The 20181-nt window shown below is 41.6% G+C and carries 17 protein-coding genes and 1 tRNA gene; 9 read left to right on the forward strand and 9 right to left on the reverse strand.

The features are described 5' to 3' along the window. The first annotated feature begins 73 nt into the window (after positions 1-73). Positions 74-682, forward strand: coding sequence for a hypothetical protein (locus ACFO4O_RS14340; protein ID WP_382409746.1), 609 nt, complete (start codon positions 74-76; stop codon positions 680-682). A gap of 107 nt (positions 683-789) precedes the next feature. On the opposite strand, the gene yjgA is transcribed toward ACFO4O_RS14340, so the two are convergent. Next, entirely contained in the window at positions 790-1320 is a 531-nt protein-coding gene (yjgA, locus tag ACFO4O_RS14345) for a ribosome biogenesis factor YjgA (protein WP_382409748.1), read from the reverse strand. Between the two features lie 115 nt (positions 1321-1435). Here yjgA and pmbA point away from each other — a divergent pair, with 115 nt between their 5' ends. Further along, entirely contained in the window at positions 1436-2767 is a 1332-nt protein-coding gene (gene pmbA / locus ACFO4O_RS14350) for a metalloprotease PmbA (RefSeq protein WP_382409750.1), read from the forward strand. Between the two features lie 186 nt (positions 2768-2953). Here pmbA and arcA read toward each other — a convergent pair whose 3' ends face one another. From arcA to trmB, 4 genes are all read right to left on the reverse strand, one after another. Then, positions 2954-3661, reverse strand: a complete 708-nt coding sequence (arcA, locus tag ACFO4O_RS14355; RefSeq protein WP_382409752.1) for a two-component system response regulator ArcA — start codon at positions 3659-3661, stop codon at positions 2954-2956. Between the two features lie 239 nt (positions 3662-3900). Then, positions 3901-5343, reverse strand: coding sequence for a glycogen synthase (locus ACFO4O_RS14360; protein ID WP_382409754.1), 1443 nt, complete (start codon positions 5341-5343; stop codon positions 3901-3903). 4 nt (positions 5344-5347) lie between these two features. Continuing rightward, positions 5348-6385, reverse strand: coding sequence for a methyltransferase (locus tag ACFO4O_RS14365; RefSeq protein ID WP_382409993.1), 1038 nt, complete (start codon positions 6383-6385; stop codon positions 5348-5350). Beyond that, a complete protein-coding gene (gene trmB / locus ACFO4O_RS14370; RefSeq protein WP_382409756.1) occupies positions 6385-7104 on the reverse strand; it encodes a tRNA (guanosine(46)-N7)-methyltransferase TrmB in 720 nt (239 codons plus the stop codon). Before trmB ends, ACFO4O_RS14365 begins: the two co-directional genes overlap by 1 nt. A 173-nt stretch (positions 7105-7277) precedes the next feature. Here trmB and mutY point away from each other — a divergent pair, with 173 nt between their 5' ends. The 3 genes from mutY (at position 7278) to ACFO4O_RS14385 (ending at position 8900) form a co-directional block, all read left to right on the forward strand. Continuing rightward, positions 7278-8396: an A/G-specific adenine glycosylase gene (gene mutY / locus ACFO4O_RS14375; RefSeq protein ID WP_382409758.1), complete on the forward strand. Its 1119-nt coding sequence runs from the start codon at positions 7278-7280 to the stop codon at positions 8394-8396. Positions 8397-8415: 19 nt separating this feature from the next. Next, positions 8416-8688: an oxidative damage protection protein gene (locus ACFO4O_RS14380; protein ID WP_382409760.1), complete on the forward strand. Its 273-nt coding sequence runs from the start codon at positions 8416-8418 to the stop codon at positions 8686-8688. 136 nt (positions 8689-8824) lie between these two features. Further along, a tRNA-Phe gene (locus tag ACFO4O_RS14385) sits at positions 8825-8900 on the forward strand. Between the two features lie 88 nt (positions 8901-8988). Here the strand turns inward: ACFO4O_RS14385 and ACFO4O_RS14390 are convergent. Then, positions 8989-9996 (reverse strand): site-specific integrase, encoded by a 1008-nt coding sequence (locus ACFO4O_RS14390; RefSeq protein WP_382409762.1) that lies wholly within the window; start codon positions 9994-9996, stop codon positions 8989-8991. 1 nt (position 9997) lies between these two features. Next, a complete protein-coding gene (locus ACFO4O_RS14395) occupies positions 9998-10231 on the reverse strand; it encodes a DUF4224 domain-containing protein (RefSeq protein ID WP_382409764.1) in 234 nt (77 codons plus the stop codon). Positions 10232-11473: 1242 nt separating this feature from the next. Here ACFO4O_RS14395 and ACFO4O_RS14400 point away from each other — a divergent pair. Next, entirely contained in the window at positions 11474-12034 is a 561-nt protein-coding gene (locus tag ACFO4O_RS14400) for a recombinase family protein (RefSeq protein ID WP_382409766.1), read from the forward strand. A 28-nt stretch (positions 12035-12062) separates the two neighbouring features. Then, positions 12063-14879 (forward strand): TrlF family AAA-like ATPase, encoded by a 2817-nt coding sequence (locus ACFO4O_RS14405; RefSeq protein WP_382409768.1) that lies wholly within the window; start codon positions 12063-12065, stop codon positions 14877-14879. 1 nt (position 14880) lies between these two features. On the opposite strand, the gene ACFO4O_RS14410 is transcribed toward ACFO4O_RS14405, so the two are convergent. Continuing rightward, positions 14881-16179: an MvaI/BcnI family restriction endonuclease gene (locus ACFO4O_RS14410; protein WP_382409770.1), complete on the reverse strand. Its 1299-nt coding sequence runs from the start codon at positions 16177-16179 to the stop codon at positions 14881-14883. Between the two features lie 101 nt (positions 16180-16280). Continuing rightward, entirely contained in the window at positions 16281-17672 is a 1392-nt protein-coding gene (gene dcm, locus ACFO4O_RS14415; RefSeq protein ID WP_382409772.1) for a DNA (cytosine-5-)-methyltransferase, read from the reverse strand. Between the two features lie 285 nt (positions 17673-17957). Between dcm and ACFO4O_RS14420 the strand changes: the two genes are divergently transcribed. Together ACFO4O_RS14420 and ACFO4O_RS14425 are read left to right on the forward strand one after the other, a co-directional pair. Continuing rightward, positions 17958-19034, forward strand: coding sequence for a hypothetical protein (locus ACFO4O_RS14420; protein ID WP_382409774.1), 1077 nt, complete (start codon positions 17958-17960; stop codon positions 19032-19034). A gap of 283 nt (positions 19035-19317) precedes the next feature. Then, entirely contained in the window at positions 19318-20157 is an 840-nt protein-coding gene (locus ACFO4O_RS14425) for a hypothetical protein (RefSeq protein WP_382409776.1), read from the forward strand. Positions 20158-20181 lie beyond the last annotated feature (24 nt).

A 20181-nucleotide genomic window follows, 5' to 3' on the forward strand; every position in this document is an offset into this window, starting at 1 on the left:
AAATCATGGGTTTAACTAGTGGCTTGTTAATTGCTGTATCGACTTTTTACCCATAACTTAATTAGAAGTAAGTATGTTGAAGTTGAAGGCGCTCCTAGCGAGCCTAGTACTATTACCTATGATTGCAAATGCAGCCGTAATCAATGTCAGCACGGAGTATGACTTAGCGCTAGGATTATCATACACCGTTCCTTTAGATTCTGGTCCGGTTACTTTAGACGCTGGTGACAGTGTTGAATTTAATGTTAGCTTTGCAAATAACGATAGATTAAAAATTGAAGATGGCAATGAGTCTCTCGTGGGCTGGTTTTTGGGCGTAGATAATGAAAGCTCATTTACTATCGAAAACGTTATTTTCGAGTTTCTAGCCCCGACATTGATTAACGGTGCTTCATCGATTTTTAACATCGGCACTGCTAACGGTGGCGCAGCCCACATCGGCCCTTTACTTCGTGAGTTTCTGACTGCAGGTCAGTCCTTAGAGTTCTCTGGTTTCAAAGTGAGCTACGACGTAGTCTCTATAACAAGAACGCCTTACACATATTCTAATATGTGGTTTATTGCTACTGGCGATAACGTAAGCGTTATCTCGGCTACACAAGTGCCTGCGCCTTCTATGCTTATGCTATTTTTGCTAGCGCTTTTAGGTGTTAGAGTGATCAAAAAGTCAAGCAAGGCATAAGTGTCCAATTTGAATATTCAAAACCCGCTTTGGCGGGTTTTTTGTTGAGTAAGCTGTTAAAACAAATTTCTTGAGTCTTATGTTCTGGCAAGTATATAACTAAGCGATTAAGAAATTTCTGATTTTAAATATTTAAACAACTCTCGAGAGGCGGCTGGTGGTTTTGCTTCTGAGGCTTCTTTTTTTGCAGTGCGAATAAGCTGCCTTAGCTTCTGGCGATCTAGCTGAGGGTGCTCGGCCATGAGTGCTTGAACTGCATCGTCACCCTCTTTGATAAGCGTGTCTCTGGTCCGCTCTAGCCCATGAAAGGCTTTTACGCTGTGTGTATGAGCGTTACGTAATTTGTCGATCGCCAAACGAATAGGGGCGACATCACGCTGGCGTAACAGTTTGCCGATAAGCTGAATTTGCCGACGAAAGCCTTCTTTTTTACGATTAATTTTTGAAGCTACTTCTAGGGCGCTATCAAGCTCATCGTCAAGTGGCATTTTTTCGCGCTCACCTTTGGTGAGGCCTACCAATTCGAGTCCTAGCTTCTTGAGCGCTTCAGAGGCCTGCTTAAGCTGAGTCTTACTGGTAAATTCTGTTGCGCTATATTCTTCGCCTTGCGGGTCTGAATCAAATGCGTCGTTATTCATAGGGCGTTTTTTTACATCATTAGTGCTAAACTTGGGCGCAATTGTAACAGGGCTGCATTTGAAAACATAATTGTTGCTGCAGCCTAACGAAGTTAATGAGAGTGAAGTGTCGTTTATGCAGGTACAACAGCAGCTTAGTGAAATACAGAACATCGTTGATGAAACCCTTTCTCTTGCCAAAAAACTAGGCGCCACTGCCGCCGAGGCCAGCATGTCGAAAGTGCAGGGGATTTCAGTGACCTCGCGTATGCAAGAAGTGGAAACGGTTGAATTTACAAACGACGGTGGACTTGGCGTGTGTGTATTTGTGGGCAATAAAAAGGGCAATGCGTCAACCGCCGATTTAAGCCCCGATGCGCTAAGACTTACTGTTGAAAAGGCCGTAGAGATTGCTAAGTATACCAGCGAAGATAAGTGCGCAGGTATTGCCGACGCCGATATGATTGCACGCGATATTCCCGACTTAGACCTATACCATCCTCAAGCGCTTGACGCCGAGTATGCGCTAGAGCAAGCGCTCATTGCTGAAAAGGCGGGACTTGAAACCGATAGCCGTATTGTTAATTCTGATGGCGCCAGCTACAACGCAAATTTAGGTGTAAGGGTGTATGGCAATACTAACGGCATTAACGCAGGTTACCCTAGCAGTCGCTTTAGTTTGAGTTGCGTATTGATTGCTCAACATGATCAAGACATGCAGCGCGATTATGCGTATACCGTGTCTAGAGAGGCCAACAAACTAGACAGCGCGCAAACGGTTGGTCGACTTGCCGGTGAGCAAACCGTCTCTCGTTTGGGCGCGCGCAAGATAAACACAGCAAAGGTGCCGGTTCTATTTCATCGCGATATTGCCTCAAGCGTGTTTGGACATTTTATCAGTGCCATAAGTGGCGGTAGCCTCTACCGTAAGTCGTCATTTTTACTCGACTCTATCAATACCCAAGTATTTCCTAAGTGGTTAAGCATACAGGAACGCCCACATTTACTGCGCGGCCTTGCTAGTAGCCCTTTTGATAATGAAGGCGTGCGCACGCAAGATATGGATATTGTGCACAATGGCGTATTACAGCATTATTTGCTAGCGAGCTACTCGGCGCGCAAATTAGGTTTACAAACCAATGGCCACGCCGGCGGTATCCACAACTGCTTGGTCAGTCATACGGGGCACTCAGATGAGGACCTGCTCAAAGAGATGGGCACAGGACTTATGGTGACAGAGCTTATGGGGCAAGGTGTTAATGTGGTAAACGGTGACTATAGTCGCGGTGCCGCAGGCTTTTGGGTTGAAAATGGCGTAATTCAGTATCCTGTGCACGAGATTACCATTGCTGGCAATTTAAAAGATATGCTAATGAATATTGTCGCCATTGGCGAGAAAGCCGAAGTGCGTGGTGCTTTGCAAACTGGTTCAGTATTGTTAAGTGAAATGCAGGTTGCCGGCAATTAAGGTAGTAACTAAGGCAACAATAGGCGCGGTAATAAACGCCGCAATAAACGAATCAATATAAAAAAACGCACCTAATGTTTTGATTGCATTAGGTGCGTTTTTATTGTGTTTCTGATTAAGGTCTCTTTTTAAATCCCTTTATGTTAACCCTTAGCCGCTTAAAGCAGTCCCTAATCAACAGCTGTTTTATTGGTCCACTTCGCCGCAAAAGCGATAGCCTTCGCCATGAATAGTCACAATCAATTCTTCATCATTTGGCTCAGATTCAAAGTGCTTTCTTATACGGCGTATGGTGACATCAACCGTACGGTCATTTGGACGTAACTCACGACCAGTCATCTCCATAATAAGCTGTTCACGGGTTAATATTTTGCCCGGATTGCTCAGAAACAAATGGAGTGCTCTAAACTCACTGCGCGGCAGTCTGAACTCTGTACCATTTGGCGAGATTAAGCTGCGGCTGTCACCGTCTAGCGTCCATCCGTTAAACTTCACTTTGCTTGGCAAATCATCATCTTCTGCCGAATTGCTGGTGCGAGACAAAAGGTTGCGCGCTCGGATGGTCAATTCACGAGGGTTAAACGGTTTTGTAAGATAATCGTCGGCCCCAATTTCTAGACCCAAGATACGGTCTACGTCATTGTCGCGACCGGTTAGGAATATGATGCCAACGTTTTTACGGTCGCGCACTTCGCGCGCAAGTATCAAGCCGTTTTTGCCAGGCAAATTGATGTCTAAAATGCATAGATTTATGTTGTTGTTTTCAAAAAAATCATGCATCTGCTCACCGTTTTCGGCTTCAAACACATTGTAGCCTTCAGCCTCAAATAGACTTTTAAGGGTGGTGCGTGTAACAACTTCGTCTTCTACTATTAATATATTTGGCGTCTGCATCTTTCTACACTGTTCTTATTGATGTGCGGCTAAATGGCACATTTGCCGAATTGTCGCTTCATCAGAGATTATGCCGCAACGATATATGTCTGGCGGGTTGCAGCGAAAATAAGAGCTTGCTCTTACTTATTGCCAGTTTCAACATACAGTATTTCAAAAAAGACCGCACTTGAAAAGTAACTTTTTTGTTAAACCGAGCTATCAAGCGCCAAAAAAATTAATAAAAAACAAATAGATTGTTATTGATTGTATATCTGTTCGTACTCTAAAGCTGCTTGGCTCCACGTAAAACGTGTTTTCATAGCGCGTTCCCGCATTGCTGCAAGCAGTTTTGTTTGTTCTTTGTTTAATAGTAACACGCGGCGCAAAGCACTTAATAAGGCATCGGGGCTAGGGTCACAAAATACAAATCCTGTGCCGTGTTCATCGCTTGCGTCAACGACGGTGTCGGCTAATCCTCCCACCTTGCGCACTACCGGCAGTGTGCCATAGGCCAAGCTATACATCTGGTTAAGGCCACAGGGCTCAAATTCCGACGGCATTAAAAAGAAGTCGCTACCCGCTTCAATCAAGTGTGCCCATTCAGGCGAAAAGGCCTCAATAAAGGCAAACTGCTTAGGATGAGCCTGCGCGATATCTCTTAATGATTTTGTGATGCTTACATCACCGGTGCCCATAATCACCAACTGGACTTTGTGCGTTAGCAGTTCGTTAAGTATTGGCATTAAATAACCAAATCCTTTTTGCTGCGTAGCCCTGCATACCATGCCAAACAGCGGCACAGATTTTAGCGAAGCAAGCCCAGCATCTTTTTGAAGCTTGGTTTTGCAGACTGCTTTGCCTGCCATATTGGCCAAACTGAAGTTTGCGGGAATAAGTGGATCAGATGCTGGGTCCCATTGGGAATAGTCGCAGCCGTTAAGTACGCCTCGCACTTTTTCAGGGGCAAGATTAATCACGTCGAATATGCCGTGGCTACCAATGTAACTCTTAATTTCTTCAGCATAACTAGGGCTAACCGGGCAAATGTGGTCTGCGTATAAGATGCCCGTTTTAAGTAAGTTAATGTAACCATTGTCGGTGCTAATTTGAAAATAAGATTGCTCGTCGATGAGCGGCACGCGTGACAATGCGCACACTCCCTGAAAGGCTGCGTTATGCAAGGTGATCAGAGTTTTTGTTTGATGAAAAAACGTGGCGTCTGCCAGTATATTATGCCGGCCAATAAAATCGCTCTTCACAAAGTAATTAGCAATAGCTGTGTGCCAATCGTGAGTGTGCACCACATCAGGTTTAAAATTTAGCTCGTTAGCCACTTTAAGCGCCGCTAACGAGAAAAACGCAAAGCGCTGGGCGTTGGCGCTAGCTTCTTCCGAATAGGGCGTAGCGTTATCACTAAAATAAGCATGGTCAATTAAGTATACGTCTAAGCCATGCAGCGATAGTTGCTTCACGCAAAACTGGTAGTGCTGCTGATGAATACGAATATCTTGCTCTGGCATGGCTTCAATAAGATTTGCACCTGCGCCCATGCTGTCGCTGATTTGCTTATAAAAGGGCAAGATAATTTTGATATCGTGACCTCTCTCGGTGAGCGCCAGTGGAAGCGCTTTGCCTACGTCGGCCAAGCCACCAGTTTTAATGATGTCTTCAACTTCGGAAATGAGAAAGAGTATTTTCATCAGGCTATTTTAACCCCTCATATACGCAAAACTTATTAGTTTTACATAGCGTGGTAAATTTGAAAAAAGTCTTTTCGATATGCTCAGGATAAGGCAAAAATCGATTGGCGACTATTGTAAGGCGACTCCCGCGATTAGACTTAGCATAAGCATCTTTTATAAAGCTTTGAGTAATACCATACTCGTTTTTTAAGCCGTCATGAAAGGGCGGATTACTCACAATGTGCTCAAAATGGGAATGTAGCTCTTGCATGCCGTCACTCGCAATAACCTCAGCCTCTAGCTCATTGAGCAAAAGCGTTTGCTTGCTACAGTAAATGGCAAGCGCCGAAATGTCGCTCATAGTTACTTTAAGCTTGGTATTAGCCATCTTGAAATAACTGCCAATAATGCCCGTCCCACAGGCAAAATCGTAAAGCTTGCCGCGCATTTTTCGAAGATTTTCAGGGTCTGCAAATTGTTGAAGTAATAGCTGTGTGCCGGGGTCAAACTGCTTGTGCCCAAACACTCCAGGCAATGAAAACACTTTTAGCGTTTTATGATTGACTTGATAGCTGCGCTCAACACCATAGCTGTTGATATCAAAACTTAATAGCGGCGACTCAACCGTGCAGGCAATCAGGCCACAATGTTTAGCGCTATCGAGTTTATTTACATGCACGCCAATACGCTCAAGCTGCTTAGGCACACTTTTTATGCCGCCTTTGTTTTCACCCACTACCATTAGCAAACCATTGGGTTTAATTAGATGCGCCATATTTGCGAGCAGCATATCTAGATGCTGCTTGGCCTTGGGCATGTAGACCACAATACCGTCGAAGGCTTCAGTTACCTGCAAAATATCAAAGGCCGCACTGAATACGTGCTTTTCAGGCGCGATTTTATGCAAAGCTTTAAAGCTATCAAACTGTTGATGTAAACCAATAATATCGCCCTGCAGCTCGCTGAAAATAGCTGTGTCGCTTGGATTGACCAAGGCCCATCGACCGCTTTCAAATAAGGCTTTATTTCGAATCAGTAATTGACTGGGTAACGAAAGCATCAAGATACCCGCTTAAAAATAATATCCCATACGCCATGACCAAGCTTTTGTCCGCGTACCTCAAATTTAGTAATAGGTCGATAGTTGGGGCGTGGCACAAATACGCCATCGCTTGATGTATTCTCATAGCCCTCGGCTGCCTGCATTACTTCAATCATGTATTGCGCATAGGGCTCCCAGTCGGTCGCCATATGAAAGTGTCCGCCAATTTTAAGCTTGCTGCGAATTTTTTGCACAAAATCGCTTTGTACAATACGACGTTTATGATGGCGCTTTTTATGCCAAGGGTCTGGAAAAAACAGCTGTAAACGATCAAGACTCTCGTCTTTTATGCACGAGGCCAATACCTCAACCGCATCATGCTCAAATACGCGCAGATTGCTCAGTGAGGCGTCTGCTGCATCAGCTAAACAAGCCCCAACACCCGGACGATGCACCTCTATTCCAATAAAATCGGTTTGCGGTGCATGTTGTGCCATTTCAACTAATGACTTGCCCATACCAAAGCCAATTTCAAGCACGCGCGGCGCCTCACGGCCAAACACTTCGTTTAAATTAAGCAAACCTTGCTCGATGTTTAAACCCATATGCGGCCACTGCTCTTCTAGGGCTTTGCCCTGCGCTTTAGTTAAGCGACCTTCGCGCTTAACAAAGCTTTTTACCTTTGAAATATACACACCCGCTTGGCGAGCTTCTTCTTCTGACTTAAAACGACTCATATATGCATGAACTTTCTGTTTGTAGGGTTTTGAGCGTGCGCTTATGTTGTGCACATGTGTTCCAAATTTGCGAACGCTCGTATATCTTGACGAGTATTATAAAGCATTGTGATTGTTCTGTATTTTTAAAATCGCTTTGAATAAGTAAACCACCTTAGGATTACCACGCAATAATGACAGCCTTTTCCTTTTCTCATGCGGTGCTCACGTGGTTTGACGAACACGGGCGCAAGCAACTTCCATGGCAACAAAACAAAAGCCGTTATTCGGTTTGGATATCTGAGATCATGCTTCAGCAGACTCAGGTAAAAACCGTCATCCCGTATTTTGAGCGCTTTATGCAGAAGTTCCCCGATGCAGTGGCACTTGCTGATGCGCCCATAGATGAAGTGCTTCATTTGTGGACAGGCCTAGGTTACTACGCCAGAGCGCGCAATCTGCACAAAGCCGCAGTGCGTGTTAAAGACGAACATCAGGGCATTATGCCCGATACATTTGAGCAAATTGTAGCCTTACCCGGCATAGGCCGCTCTACCGCGGCAGCCATTTTATCTTTAGCAGACAACAAGCCTTACGTTATTTTAGACGGCAATGTAAAACGCGTGCTGGGGCGCTATTTTGCTGTTGACGGCTGGCCCGGCAATAAAAAAATAGAAGACAGTATGTGGAACATGGCGCAGTCTATCGCGCCGCCAGCGCGTCATGGTGATTATACCCAAGCCATGATGGATTTAGGCGCTACGCTGTGCACGCGCAGCAAGCCACGATGCGAAGACTGTCCTGTGCAAAGCCGATGCTTGGCATTTGCCCAAGGCAGGCAAAGTGAGCTGCCGCATAAAAAACCCAAAAAGAGCATACCGAGCAAACACACTTACATGATTATACCGTTTTACAAAGGCAGTGTATTAATGCATCAGCGCCCAGCAAGCGGCATATGGGGTGGGCTATGGGGGTTTATTGAGTGCGATGAAAGCAACAAACAACGGCGTATTGAACAATTGATTGGAAAAGATGCGCAAAGTAATGATAGCGTGGTGGCCCTTGAGGCGTTTCGTCACACATTTAGTCATTTCCATTTAGACATTTCTCCAATATTGCTACACTTGCCTGAACTACCCGAGCCATTGCCTATGTATGCAGATAACAAAAAGAAAGGGCTTAAAAAGTCGGAAGTGGCTGAGCCAGAAGCGTCGGGGCAAGCTAGCATGTGGTATAACATTGGGGCTGGCTCAGAAGTCGGCTTGGCGGCTCCCACGGTAAAAATATTAAAAGCAATTGAAACGAATTTATAACAGAGGAAACATATAGCTTATGGCCAGAACGGTTTACTGCGAACATCTAAAGAAAGACGCCGACGGACTGGATTTTCAGTTATATCCCGGTGACATTGGCAAACGCATTTTTGATGGAATTTCAAAAGAAGCGTTTGCTCTATGGCAAAAAAAGCAAACCATGTTGATTAACGAGAATAAATTAAACATGATGAACGCCACCGACCGAAAATTTTTAGAAGAAAAAATGGTCGCGTTTTTGTTTGAAGGCAAAGAGCCAACAATTGAAGGTTACGTTCCGCCTACAAAATAAGCAATTTCCCGCAGCATCGCACAATTAGTGGCTAAACAGACAAAAAATCCCGTAGTTTTAGCAAAAAGCTATTGACTTGGAGGGCGTAAATCCGTTTAATACGCGTCCACAGCGATTTGTGATGTCGCACGTGATTGCCTCGATAGCTCAGTTGGTAGAGCAGCGGATTGAAAATCCGCGTGTCCCTGGTTCGATCCCGGGTCGAGGCACCATTAATACCTAAGCCCTGCAAGAGATTGCGGGGCTTTTTAATTTCTAGCCCCAATTCAACTTTCCAAATAAAAACGTTTTTTCCAAAAACTACACTCGTTTCTCGAACGGCTCTACCCGTGTTCCAAGCATACTATAATGTTGCTTGGTAACGGAAGTACTTGTGTGACCAACCGTTTTGCTAGCCCTCGCCAGGTCATTGCAGTCAGTTACCACTTTATTCCTCAAATATCTCTCAGCAAACCTTTTTTCTAGACCATTTTTTGACGCCTTAACCATTGCTCTCTGCCAAGCACTACTAAATGATTCAGCGTTATGTGGCTCACCTGTTTTACTAGTAAAAAAATATTTCGAACCGAATGGAATTGAATCTGTTATTAAGTCTATTAATGCTTTCAAATCATCAGTCCAATCAAACATTAAAGCTCCACCCCCTTTGGAAATATCGTGCACAAAGAAACAGCTTTCTAAAATCATTGATGTATTGAGTTTCAGCATTGCAGATTGCCTTAGCCCACGTATCAGCTTCAAATCTATGTACAGAGATAGCCATGCGGGAGTGTAAGTTTTAAATATAAGAATCTGTTCGTCAGTGATATATCTTTCTAACTTCTTTGCGGCTTTCGCTGGGAATTCACTTTTACGCCTAATACTTGCTGCTGGGTTGTTGATTGGAAGCCCCCAAAAGGGTGCTTGTTTGAACATGACAGAAAGTAAACTCATTTCTCTATTTACTCGCACGGCAGCTTCTTCAGACCTCAATGAGTAATATTGCGCAACGTCCACTGAGGTGACGTCGGTCGCGTATAAATTGCCTAATCGATGTCTTAGTTGTTTTGCAGACTTAAGCTCATCTGCATGCGTTGTAGGAGCTTTTAAAGGTGATAGTTCAATCATGTACCTATCAATTAAATCGGCCATGCTAACTAATCTTTCATGATGTGGCATCAACTTGTAGTAGCTTGAGATAGCGCAGCTTAAATCTCGCCCCAACTGATGATACTTGTTATGCGCATCTACGAAGTAAAACATTCCTGACTTTTTATCTTGGTAAACCTTAGGTGGTAGATGAATATTTGATTTACGAGGACGTCCCATATCATTCTCCCTCAGCTTGTTTAAGAGGCTTAGAAATTACTCGCTCTTTGTTGCCATTGAATTTAGTGCTGTTGTTTGATTGGACTATCGATTGAGCTACGACTTGCGGGTAACCGTTGCGGTCTAGCTTAAAAGAAATATTTGATTTTGAAAGGTGTTCGACTTGGAGTTTACGTACTTTTGTACCCGTAAGTCTGACTACATCTTCTTTGTTTAAAAATATCGAATTGTTCATGGTTTTCCTCAGTTAACGTTTCCAAAAAATCATCTAACTCCCGACGTTAACTGCTAAAAGGTTTGGGAAAACCTCGATACTTTAAGAAACCTTAGCGAAGTTGAACAAAAACGCAAGTACTACAATTTCTTGGTTTACCTTAATAATGCAAAATCTCACAATTTTTATAATGTGACGATTTGATACACCCTTAGCCCTTGTGCTGTTTGGGTTTCTTAAAATAATTGGGGTCAAAACAAAAATCAAAAAATCGAATAAATTACCAATTTGACCCCCCCTTAGCCCACGAATTACCTGGGTTGGGTTTAAAAGGATGCACATCCATCAGGTGTGTCAATTTTTTAGAGTCAAAAATAAAAATTGTAGAAAGAAAAAATATTTTAAATTGTTTACAAAATTTGCGTTGCGCTCGAAAATTGCACATATTCAAGTAATAGATTCCACCCCTACTTAGGAGAAAAGGATGGTAAATTCAGACGAGATGATGGAACAGAAAGTTAACCGCCTTTTTTACCAATGCGATTCGTTCTTTGAGGTATTCAAGATAACGCTTCAGCTAACTTTTTGGGACGGATTTACAGTATCTGAAAACAAAACTAGAGCCGCGTCGGGGTTTGCAGTCGGCTTACTATTTTCTATTTATGTAGTAACGATGAAGGATGAAAAGGCATTTTTTTTGTTTTTAGTATATTTAAGCCTCGGCAGTATTTTTGCATCAATCCTGCTTTGCTTAGTATTCAGCAAGGGTGGATTTTTCTCATATACTTTTTACGCTATGGGTATGCCTTTGATAATAGGATTTATTCCCTGTCTAACTTTGATCTGCGGTTTTACGTTCACTAGGCATTACGTTTCGTTTAGACATGATATGCGTTTTAATTACTCTGGAAGGCTTACTGGTACCAAGGGATCTGATCGAACGCGGCTCTAGCCTAAAGCTTTGAGGGTTGTTAGTAAATAAATAAGGTTGCAACCGCGAAAATAATGGCTGCGTAAAAAATGCAAACTATCCACTCATTCTTATCTTCAGTAATCATTTCTTGTTTATGATCCGACCAAGTTTTCATGTTTGTACTCCTGCCAATACTTAGATTGCTTAATATATAAAACCAGCGTAAATAAAACGACCATTTTCTTTGCCAATTTAAAAAGCGCAGTTTTAATCAATTATTCTGGATTAAGCGTAAAACAATCCGTAAAGTAAACTACGTAAATTATACCTACCTATTATTTGAGGCTGAAATGATAATTGGTTATGCGCGTGTTAGCACTGACGATCAATCACAAAGCGCACAAATAGATGCATTGAACGCAGCTGGGTGCGAGCGCATATTTCGAGAGAAATGCAGTGGCCAATCAAAACTTCGCCCAGAACTAGAGCGATTGACAGATACTCTGCGTGCGGGAGATATTATTGTTGTTCAGCGTTTAGATCGGTTAGGTCGTAGCTTAAAAGATTTAATTGAGTTGTTGGATGGTTTTAAATGTCAGAAAGTCCAATTTATCAGTCTCAATGAGAACATAGATACCACTACAGCCGTTGGTGAGTTAGCGTTTCATATGATCGGTTCCATTGCTCAATTCGAGCGTAAGCTAATCTCAGAAAGAACTAAAGCTGGCCTTGCGGCGGCAAGAGCGAGAGGCCGAAAAGGTGGTCGAAAGCCAAAGCTGACGGAGAGTGACATCAAAAAGGCTCATGCAATGCTGCGTGCCCCCGAAATGACAAAGGCTGAAGTTGCGAGTCATTTTTCAGTGAGTCGGCCGACCCTCAATAAAATGTTAGATTTGAGCAAACTTAGTTAGCTTGTCATTTTACAAGCATGGAGAGCAAATGATGGATAATGGAAATCATTTTAAGAAATGTGATTTGCAAGTACACACACCACGAGATAGAAATTGGTCCCAAACCAATTGTATAACTGAATATGAGCGCGAAACTTACGCTAAGGCTTTTGTAAAAGAATGTCGAATTGCTGGTTTGGACGCAGTAGCAATTACTGATCATCACGACTTGGTCTTTTTTGAGTATATAAAAGTAGCTGCGAAAACTGAACTAGATGATAACGGTGAATTAGTTTCAATAGATAATCAACTCATAGTGTTTCCGGGACTTGAGTTAACACTGCATCAACCTCCAATTCAGGGATTACTAATATTAGATGCAAACTTCCCTGAGCAATTGTTCCCGACGGTTCTCGGTGCGCTCGGAATAGCTCAAGCACCAAAGAAAGATTCAAAAACGGCCCCAACAACGCCAATTTCAAATGACACTATCAGTGGAATTGAGCAACTGTATAAAAAGCTTGATGGAACTGATGGCTTGAAAGGGAGATATATCTTTCTACCACATGTAAAAGATAGTGGGCACAAAACACTAATGAGAAGTGGTTTTCATGAGGCTTATTCTAAAATGCCGAGTGTGGGTGGTTATGTAGATGGCTTATTTAAATCAACTAATAGAGGCTACCTAAAAATAATAGCTGGATTGGTTCCGGAGTGGGGAAATAAGTCGATCGCGACTTTGCAAACGTCAGATTATAGAGCCAATAAAACGATTGGTGAAATAGGTGTTGCAACATGGATAAAATGGAAAGAGCCTACAGCTGAGGCATTAAGGCAAGCCTGCTTGGCACAGGAGTCTCGAATAAGTTTGCTAGAGCCTGAGCTGCCACATATTTTTATTGAAAAGATAGACGTCACTAATTCTTCGTTCTTATCAAAATTTAACTTGGATTTTAATTCTCAGTTGAATGCAATAATAGGTGGTCGAGGAAGCGGTAAATCTACAATTTTAGAATACCTTAGATGGGCACTATGCGATCAAACAATAGATTTTGGTAGCGATGCAACGAAATCTGATATACAAAAAAGAAGGGAAACACTAATTGACAAAACCCTTAGAGCAGTCGGCGGAGAAGTAAGGATTTTTTTCTCGGTTAATGGAACTCGACACATCGTCAAGCGGAGTCCAATGTCTGAAGACGTTTCTTTAAAGGTCGGTAATGGAAATTTTGAGTCGGTAAAACCTCATCAAATTCAAGATCTTTTGCCCATTCAAGCATACAGTCAAAAGCAGTTGAGTAGTATTTCAATAAAAACCGACGAGTTAAAAAGATTTATTGAAAGGCCTATCTCCAAAGAAATTTCAAGTATCGATTTTGAGATCGATGAAACTTTCCGTAAGGTCAAAACCACTTATATTAAGCTTGCTTCAAGTAAAGAAATACGTAGTGACTTGAAGAAGAGTGAAATAGAGATCGACTCTTTTAAATCTCAGATTGAGCAGCTTCGTTCAGGCCTAGCAGGGCTAAGTGAAAATGACAAAGCTGTATTAAGCAAGGCGAAGCTATTCGTAAACGAAAAGAATCTACTAGATGAGATTTCATTAGAAATTTTATCTGTTAAATCAGCGATTGCAGCTTTGACTGAAATAATAAATAAAACTAGGAATGTGGGTTCAGATAAAACAATTCTATTTGAAAATAATAGCATTATCGATACCTTGTCTAATACTCGTAAGCAGTATTTGGATAGCATGCTTGAAACTCTTGAGGCTCTTGAAATTAAGCAAGCAGAATATGAACGAGCTTATGAAGAAACAAAGGGTGAGTGGCTAATTATTCGTAATAGTTTTGAAGAAAGGTACAGATCTGCAAAATCTAATTCGACCGCTAGTGCGACAACGTTAGAATCCGTAAAAGAGCTTGAGCAAAAAATTGAAAAACTAGAATTATCGATAAGAAAGAAAAAATCGTTGTTGTCGGAATATGATGTAACGGGAGATGATCTAGATAAACTATTTACTGAATACGTTAGTCATCAGGAGAAGAAAGTAAAAAAGCTGACCGAATCTACAAATATGTTTACTGAGTTGTCCGATGGTCATATTGAGGCTGACTTTACAAAAACTGTGGATGTTGAAGCCCTCGCTCAGCAGATTAACGCAGTTTTTTCATCCAATAGTTTGGGTATACAGAAAACGAAGGTGGAGTCATTAGTTGCTATTATTGCCGAATCGCCTAATCCCATATCAGAATGGACAAAAGTAATTTACGAAATAAAAGCTCTAAGTGAATTCAGTGTCTCAGTTGACCCAAAAGACGAGCTTCCCATTACTCCAATTATCGAGGGCGCTAAATTTAACGCAGGCAATAAACGTAAAATATCAGAGTCATTGCAACAAGATGGAATGATTCGTTTGGCAGAAATAAGGCTTGGTTTTTTGCCACGGTTCTTTTACAAAACTTTTAATGAAATGGGAGATAAAATTCCTTTTGAGGAGGCTTCAGCTGGTCAGCAGGCTACTGCATTGTTGAATGTTCTCTTCAACCAAGACGGATTTCCTCTTATCATTGATCAACCCGAGGATGATATCGACAACCGGGCTATTGAACGTATTATTGAAAAACTGTGGGGTTCCAAAAAGAAACGTCAAATAATTATTAGTAGTCACAACGCTAATCTAGTGGTTAACGGCGACTCAGAATTGGTTGTATGTTGTGACTACAATTCGACGAGTGAGCAGACCAAGGGTCACATAAAGTATGAGGGCTCTATCGATTCGAACGATATCAGACAAGAAATCACCTCTATAATGGAAGGTGGGGAGCGCGCATTTAAACTTCGAAAAGCAAAATACGGATTTTAAGCTATTTAGGTTTTAAACTTAAATCCTTGATCTCAGTGAAAAGCGAAATCAAATCGGACCATTTAATTCTTAATTGATTTCGTTTCTTTGGTTTCCAACTACACTCAATGAACTTTAGGTTTACGCCCGGATCGTAATAAATAGACTTATCGAAAATGCTGTTTAAAAAGTTTGGTAGCGTTGCTCCCTCAGCTATTCGTATTTCTGGCCCAAATGCGTATTCAGGAGTTGGAGCTTTAATTTTAGATACACTTACAAAACATGTCTTTGAATGTTTCTTTTTCCAATGGTCAATCAACTTATCGAAGCCCCAGCCTGCGGCAAGTACTCCATTTTCATCGATTAAGTGTAAGCCACCATTAGGCTCAATTATTTTCGAGGTTTTGCGGTCAAATCCAATCAACTGAAGAGTTAAATGCGTTTTAGTATTTGTCTCGCCATGCTTGTGAATTCCAGTGAAATCCATGCGTTCATTTTCTTTTACTTTGCCATATGTTCGGACGAACACTTCTAGCGAATCAAGATAAGTTCCGCAGTTTGGCTCTGGCGTCATCAATGTAACGACGCTACTAGAATGTGACTTGAGCTCCCAATCCTCAAAATCTGGGTCAGAAGAGCCGTTAGGGGTAATTCCAAATAAAGCCTCAAGCGTATAACCCGCACCGTTTTGCGCTTTGTATTGAATCTTGTTTCCGTCTTTATCCAACCGGTGCGACTGTACGGGACCCATTTCGTAAATTTCTTGTAGCCTAGCTAGTAATTTTTCTTTTGAGTCTATTGTTTGAACACTAAGTTCATAAAACACCGAAGTGATCAGTCGTGTTTCTTCTTTGGCTATAAGATCTGAGGCTTGCTGGCTTAACCTAGATTCCCATGCACTTGCATATGCAAACACCTGGTCTTTCTTTATCCCAAGAAATAAGTATCGGTGAGTATTTTCTCGCTCTTTACGTTGCCCTCGTGTAGAAGGTTTCATAAGATGACTTGGAGCCAACTTACACCCCTTTAAGAAACCGGATAATCGAACTTCAGGGTATTTAGGATATAGTATGAACTGAGTACCTTTGGCTTGCTCAGGTTCTTGTTCTGGTTCTATCCATGAGAAGTTTAACGGAGATTTAAAGATGGGCCCTTTGGAACTCATACCATCGCTGCGTGTTTCACCGCTAGGTATTAACTGAATAACGTCAAAGTTGCCGCCAAAATATATTTGTTGCTTTGAATTGTCATTGTTAGCAAGCGCTTTGAATACAACTTTAGTACAGCCGAGCTTAGTGAAAGCGGTTTTAATGTCTGACAAGCTCTCAAATTGTGTTCGCATTTTGCCTGAATCAACGTCATTATTAATGAGTCAAACTATATGATCTTGTCGACAGAAATGAAACTGATTAAATACTAATACTAAGCGGCGGCTATTTCTTGCTTCTCATTGTCCGTCATTTCGATAGCTTCGGCTATTAATGGCCGCATCAATTCTGCAACTGCAGAAAATACCGGAACTACAACAGAATTACCGAACTGCTTATATGCTTGGGTATCTGATACCGGAATTATAAACTGATTTCCATCCGGAGAATCAAATCCCATCAGCCTTGCGCATTCTCGTGGCGTGAGTCTTCTCGGCCTTCTAATTTGATTACTTTTATCCCAAAAGTTATCTTCACCAAGTTGTGGATCCCAACCTCGATCGATTAAGATCTCTGAACCGTCTTTGTGATACCGTGCTGACAATGTTCGGCATAAAGCATTTGGGTCTTCGGGGTTAACTAGCCCATAGCCAAAACCATTACCTTTAGCTTTGTGTTTTTTTGAATACTCATACAAATATTCCCAAAGTCTTGGTGTTAATGTGTATTTGTTCTCGCGCTCGGTGTCTAAATTTTCAAGTAAGTCGGCAAGTGTTGGTTTTATTTCAGGGAATTGTATGGCAGACAGACTCATGCGGTGGGAAAGGCCCAAATCTTTTCTAAAGCCAACTAACACAATCCGTTCTCTATGCTGAGGTAAAAACTTACTACCATCTATAATTCTGGGATCTCTAGAGCCGGTTCCTTGGTAATCTTGATCACACACGTGATACCCAAGTTCATCTAGTGCCTTAAGAATTATTTTAAAAGTTTTTCCTTTATCATGACTTTTCAAGTTTTTAACATTTTCTAATAAAAATGCCTTGGGCTGTGTTGCTCTAATGATTCTACAAACATCAAAAAAGAGAGTTCCCTGCGCCTCATCTTCAAAGCCATGCCTTCTACCAAGCGAGTTTTTCTTTGAAACGCCTGCTAAAGAAAAAGGTTGGCACGGAAAACCTGCGAGTAAAACGTCGTAATCAGGTATTGTATTTCTAATATGCTGGTCTACAGAACCTTCAGAAATGTTATCGTTGTTTGAGAGAGTGACATCTCTTATATCGTCATTGAAAACATGCTCTTGAGGATCTAAATAGTGGTTTGCCTTGTAAGTCTTAACTGCAAATTTGTTCCACTCGCTGGTAAACACGCACTTACCCCCTATTTTTTCGAATCCTTTTCTAATGCCGCCAATACCTGCAAATAAATCAATGAAGCGGAAACTTGGATTATCATAATGAGCAGGCCTTTTGGGAAATAAGCCCTCCAAAAAAAAGACTTCTTTATCATTGAAGGTTTTGTCGCTTTTTCCTTTAAGAACACGGTTAATTGTTTCTCTGCACCAGTCGTTATCAGTGATAGGATTGAGCTTTTCAGCTATTTGTTTTTGGTCATAAATTTCTAAAAGACATTGTAAAAGATTTTTTGTTTGAGTTTTTTTATTCATGTTTTTTAAGCCTTTTATTTTTTAAAATTCTATCACTCGTTTGACCCAGAGTAAAATTAATTAACTGTTTAAATATACAGTTTCATGGAAGTCAAAAGTACAAAATATATTGCAGGTAATCTACTGTTCTTCGGCACGGTATTTTAAAAATGCATACTTTTATTCATTTCAAGTTTTTTATTGTACTAGCAAGATACATGATTCACTTTTTGCTAATATCTAGCGTTTCCACTTCATACCTTCAATATGTTTAAAGCGCTAAAAATTACTTTCACTATTGTTGTCATGTTTGGGCTTTCTTTCCTGCTTGCCTTGTATCTAGACAATAAAAAAATGGCACTGCCCGATTTTGTAACTAATTGCTTAGAGGCTGGGCGGGAGTGGGTGCTTGAATTAAAACAGAGCAATTTTGAGTTTGATAATGAAGTTTCTCCTTCCGAATATGCAGCGCAAAATATTGGAAGCGATATTGTAGATGCCTATGCATCCCCCAATGGCGCAGTTGAGTTGGGGGCCGTGCACGTTGCCTGCACCGATAAGATAAATGCGCCTGCACAAAAGCAAATCTACACCTGGGTCGACAGCGAAGGTATTAGAAATGTGAGCGACTCGCCGCGGGCTATTTCACCGAGCACACCCGTTGAGGTGCTTGGCACCATTCAACCTGAGAGTATATCGTTACAGTTTGTAGGCGAGGCTGCACTTCAGCCTTTAAAACATGACATTATTAAAAGAGTCATGGATGCTAATCGCTTCTTCGCGCTTGTAGCGCCAAAACATCTTGTTACGCCTGTATCATTTAAAATGAGGATGTTTAGCAATAAAACTTCATACGACATGTATCGAGCTTCCGTTGCGCCAACTCTCACGTTAAGCCAAGGCTTTTATCGTTCGAAGCAAAACGAGGCCGTAGTGCTCGTGTCGAATAAAGAACAAGGTATTAATACGGCGGTACATGAGGCATTGCATGCCATCAATCGCCATTGGTATGGCACAACCGCACGCTGGTTAAACGAGGGCCTAGCTGAATATGCCGAGCAACTAAAGCCTCGTGAGCTTGCTCAAAGTACTTGGTCTAAATATCTGAGGACTTCGCCAATCAGCTTATCGCAGCTTTTTGACGCCAGCGCCAAAGACTGGTCATCGCAAAGCCTTCAGAGCGATTTATATGGTGCAAGTTGGGCGTTTGTGGCATTTTTGTTCTCCGAGCACAAAGATTCACTCAGTCGTATATTGCTTCAAGAAAGTGAAAACGGTTGCCGTACAGTCGCAGCCGAAAACATCGAGCAAATATTTGGAAAACCGCTAGCGCAACTACAACGTGAATTTGATAACTGGCGCTTTGGTTTTGGGCGAGTATGATAACTTTGGTTATACTAACTTTAATAAGAGCTTATTAGGAGCAACGATATGGAGTTTATTATTCCGCTAATTGTTTTTGTGTGTGGTTTCTATTTTTTGGCAAAAAAGTTAAAAACCAATAAGACAAAATAGGGTGATATAGCCACCCTTGTTAAGACAAGGGCTATCGGCATTTGGTACTTTTTATTCTCAGATGCAAGTTGACAGTTTATTTGATGTAGTGCATCCTCCATAGAGCTTTATTCATACCACTATGGACCACTTTACACGGAGCGTTACATCGATGTTTTTTAATCGTATTATATTTTTATCCGCCCTTCTATTTACAATTAACACTCACGCAAGCGTAGTTAATTTAGAGGTCAACGTTACTGGCAAGAACACTTACTACAGTGAGGATGGCCTAAACGGTGAGATACTTAATGAGCAAAGTACTTATACCCCTTTAAATGAGCCCGGCTTTGGACTGAATTTCTTTATTGATTTATTTTCTGAAGACAATTTTTCACGGCAGCCTTTTGAAGGTAGTTTCGAAGACTTAGATGGGAACGAGAATCTGTATTGGGCAAACAATTTTTCGATGTCGAACGCGCCCGGTTTTACCCCTTATTCTCAAGAGTTGCAAAGGCAACGCTTGCTCGACGATCCAAGCTCTGAAACATATGATTCAAGCTTATATTTGTATGGCGGAACACGATTTGTCAATGGAGAGGAAGTGATAAACGAATCTCTGCAGTTTTCTTATCAACATGTTATCCAACAAAATACGATTGTTGGAGATATTGAGACGGTAAACTTCCAGTCTTATTTTTTGACATTTGCATTCCAATTACCCACTCCAATGAGCATAGGTGATGCTTCATATTTTGATGCAAGCAAAACACACGAACTTCTTTTTGATAGTTTAGGTATAACTACCAGTTTTCTTGAGCAATACTCCGAGTCAATATATTCGTATAATATTAATACTAACGAGTATTTAGGGGGAACAGTAGACCAAATTAACTACGCTGGGTCTGCAATTTTTAACATTACTGAAGTTTCAGGGCCTAGCCAAGGTGTCATGTTTGTTATTATTGGCTTGTTTCTGTTGATTACATTACGCTTAAAAGTAGCTAATTAAGACAATAAAAAGCCCCGCGGTTAC

The organism is Glaciecola siphonariae, assembly GCF_042652645.1.
Lineage (GTDB): Bacteria > Pseudomonadota > Gammaproteobacteria > Enterobacterales > Alteromonadaceae > Glaciecola > Glaciecola siphonariae.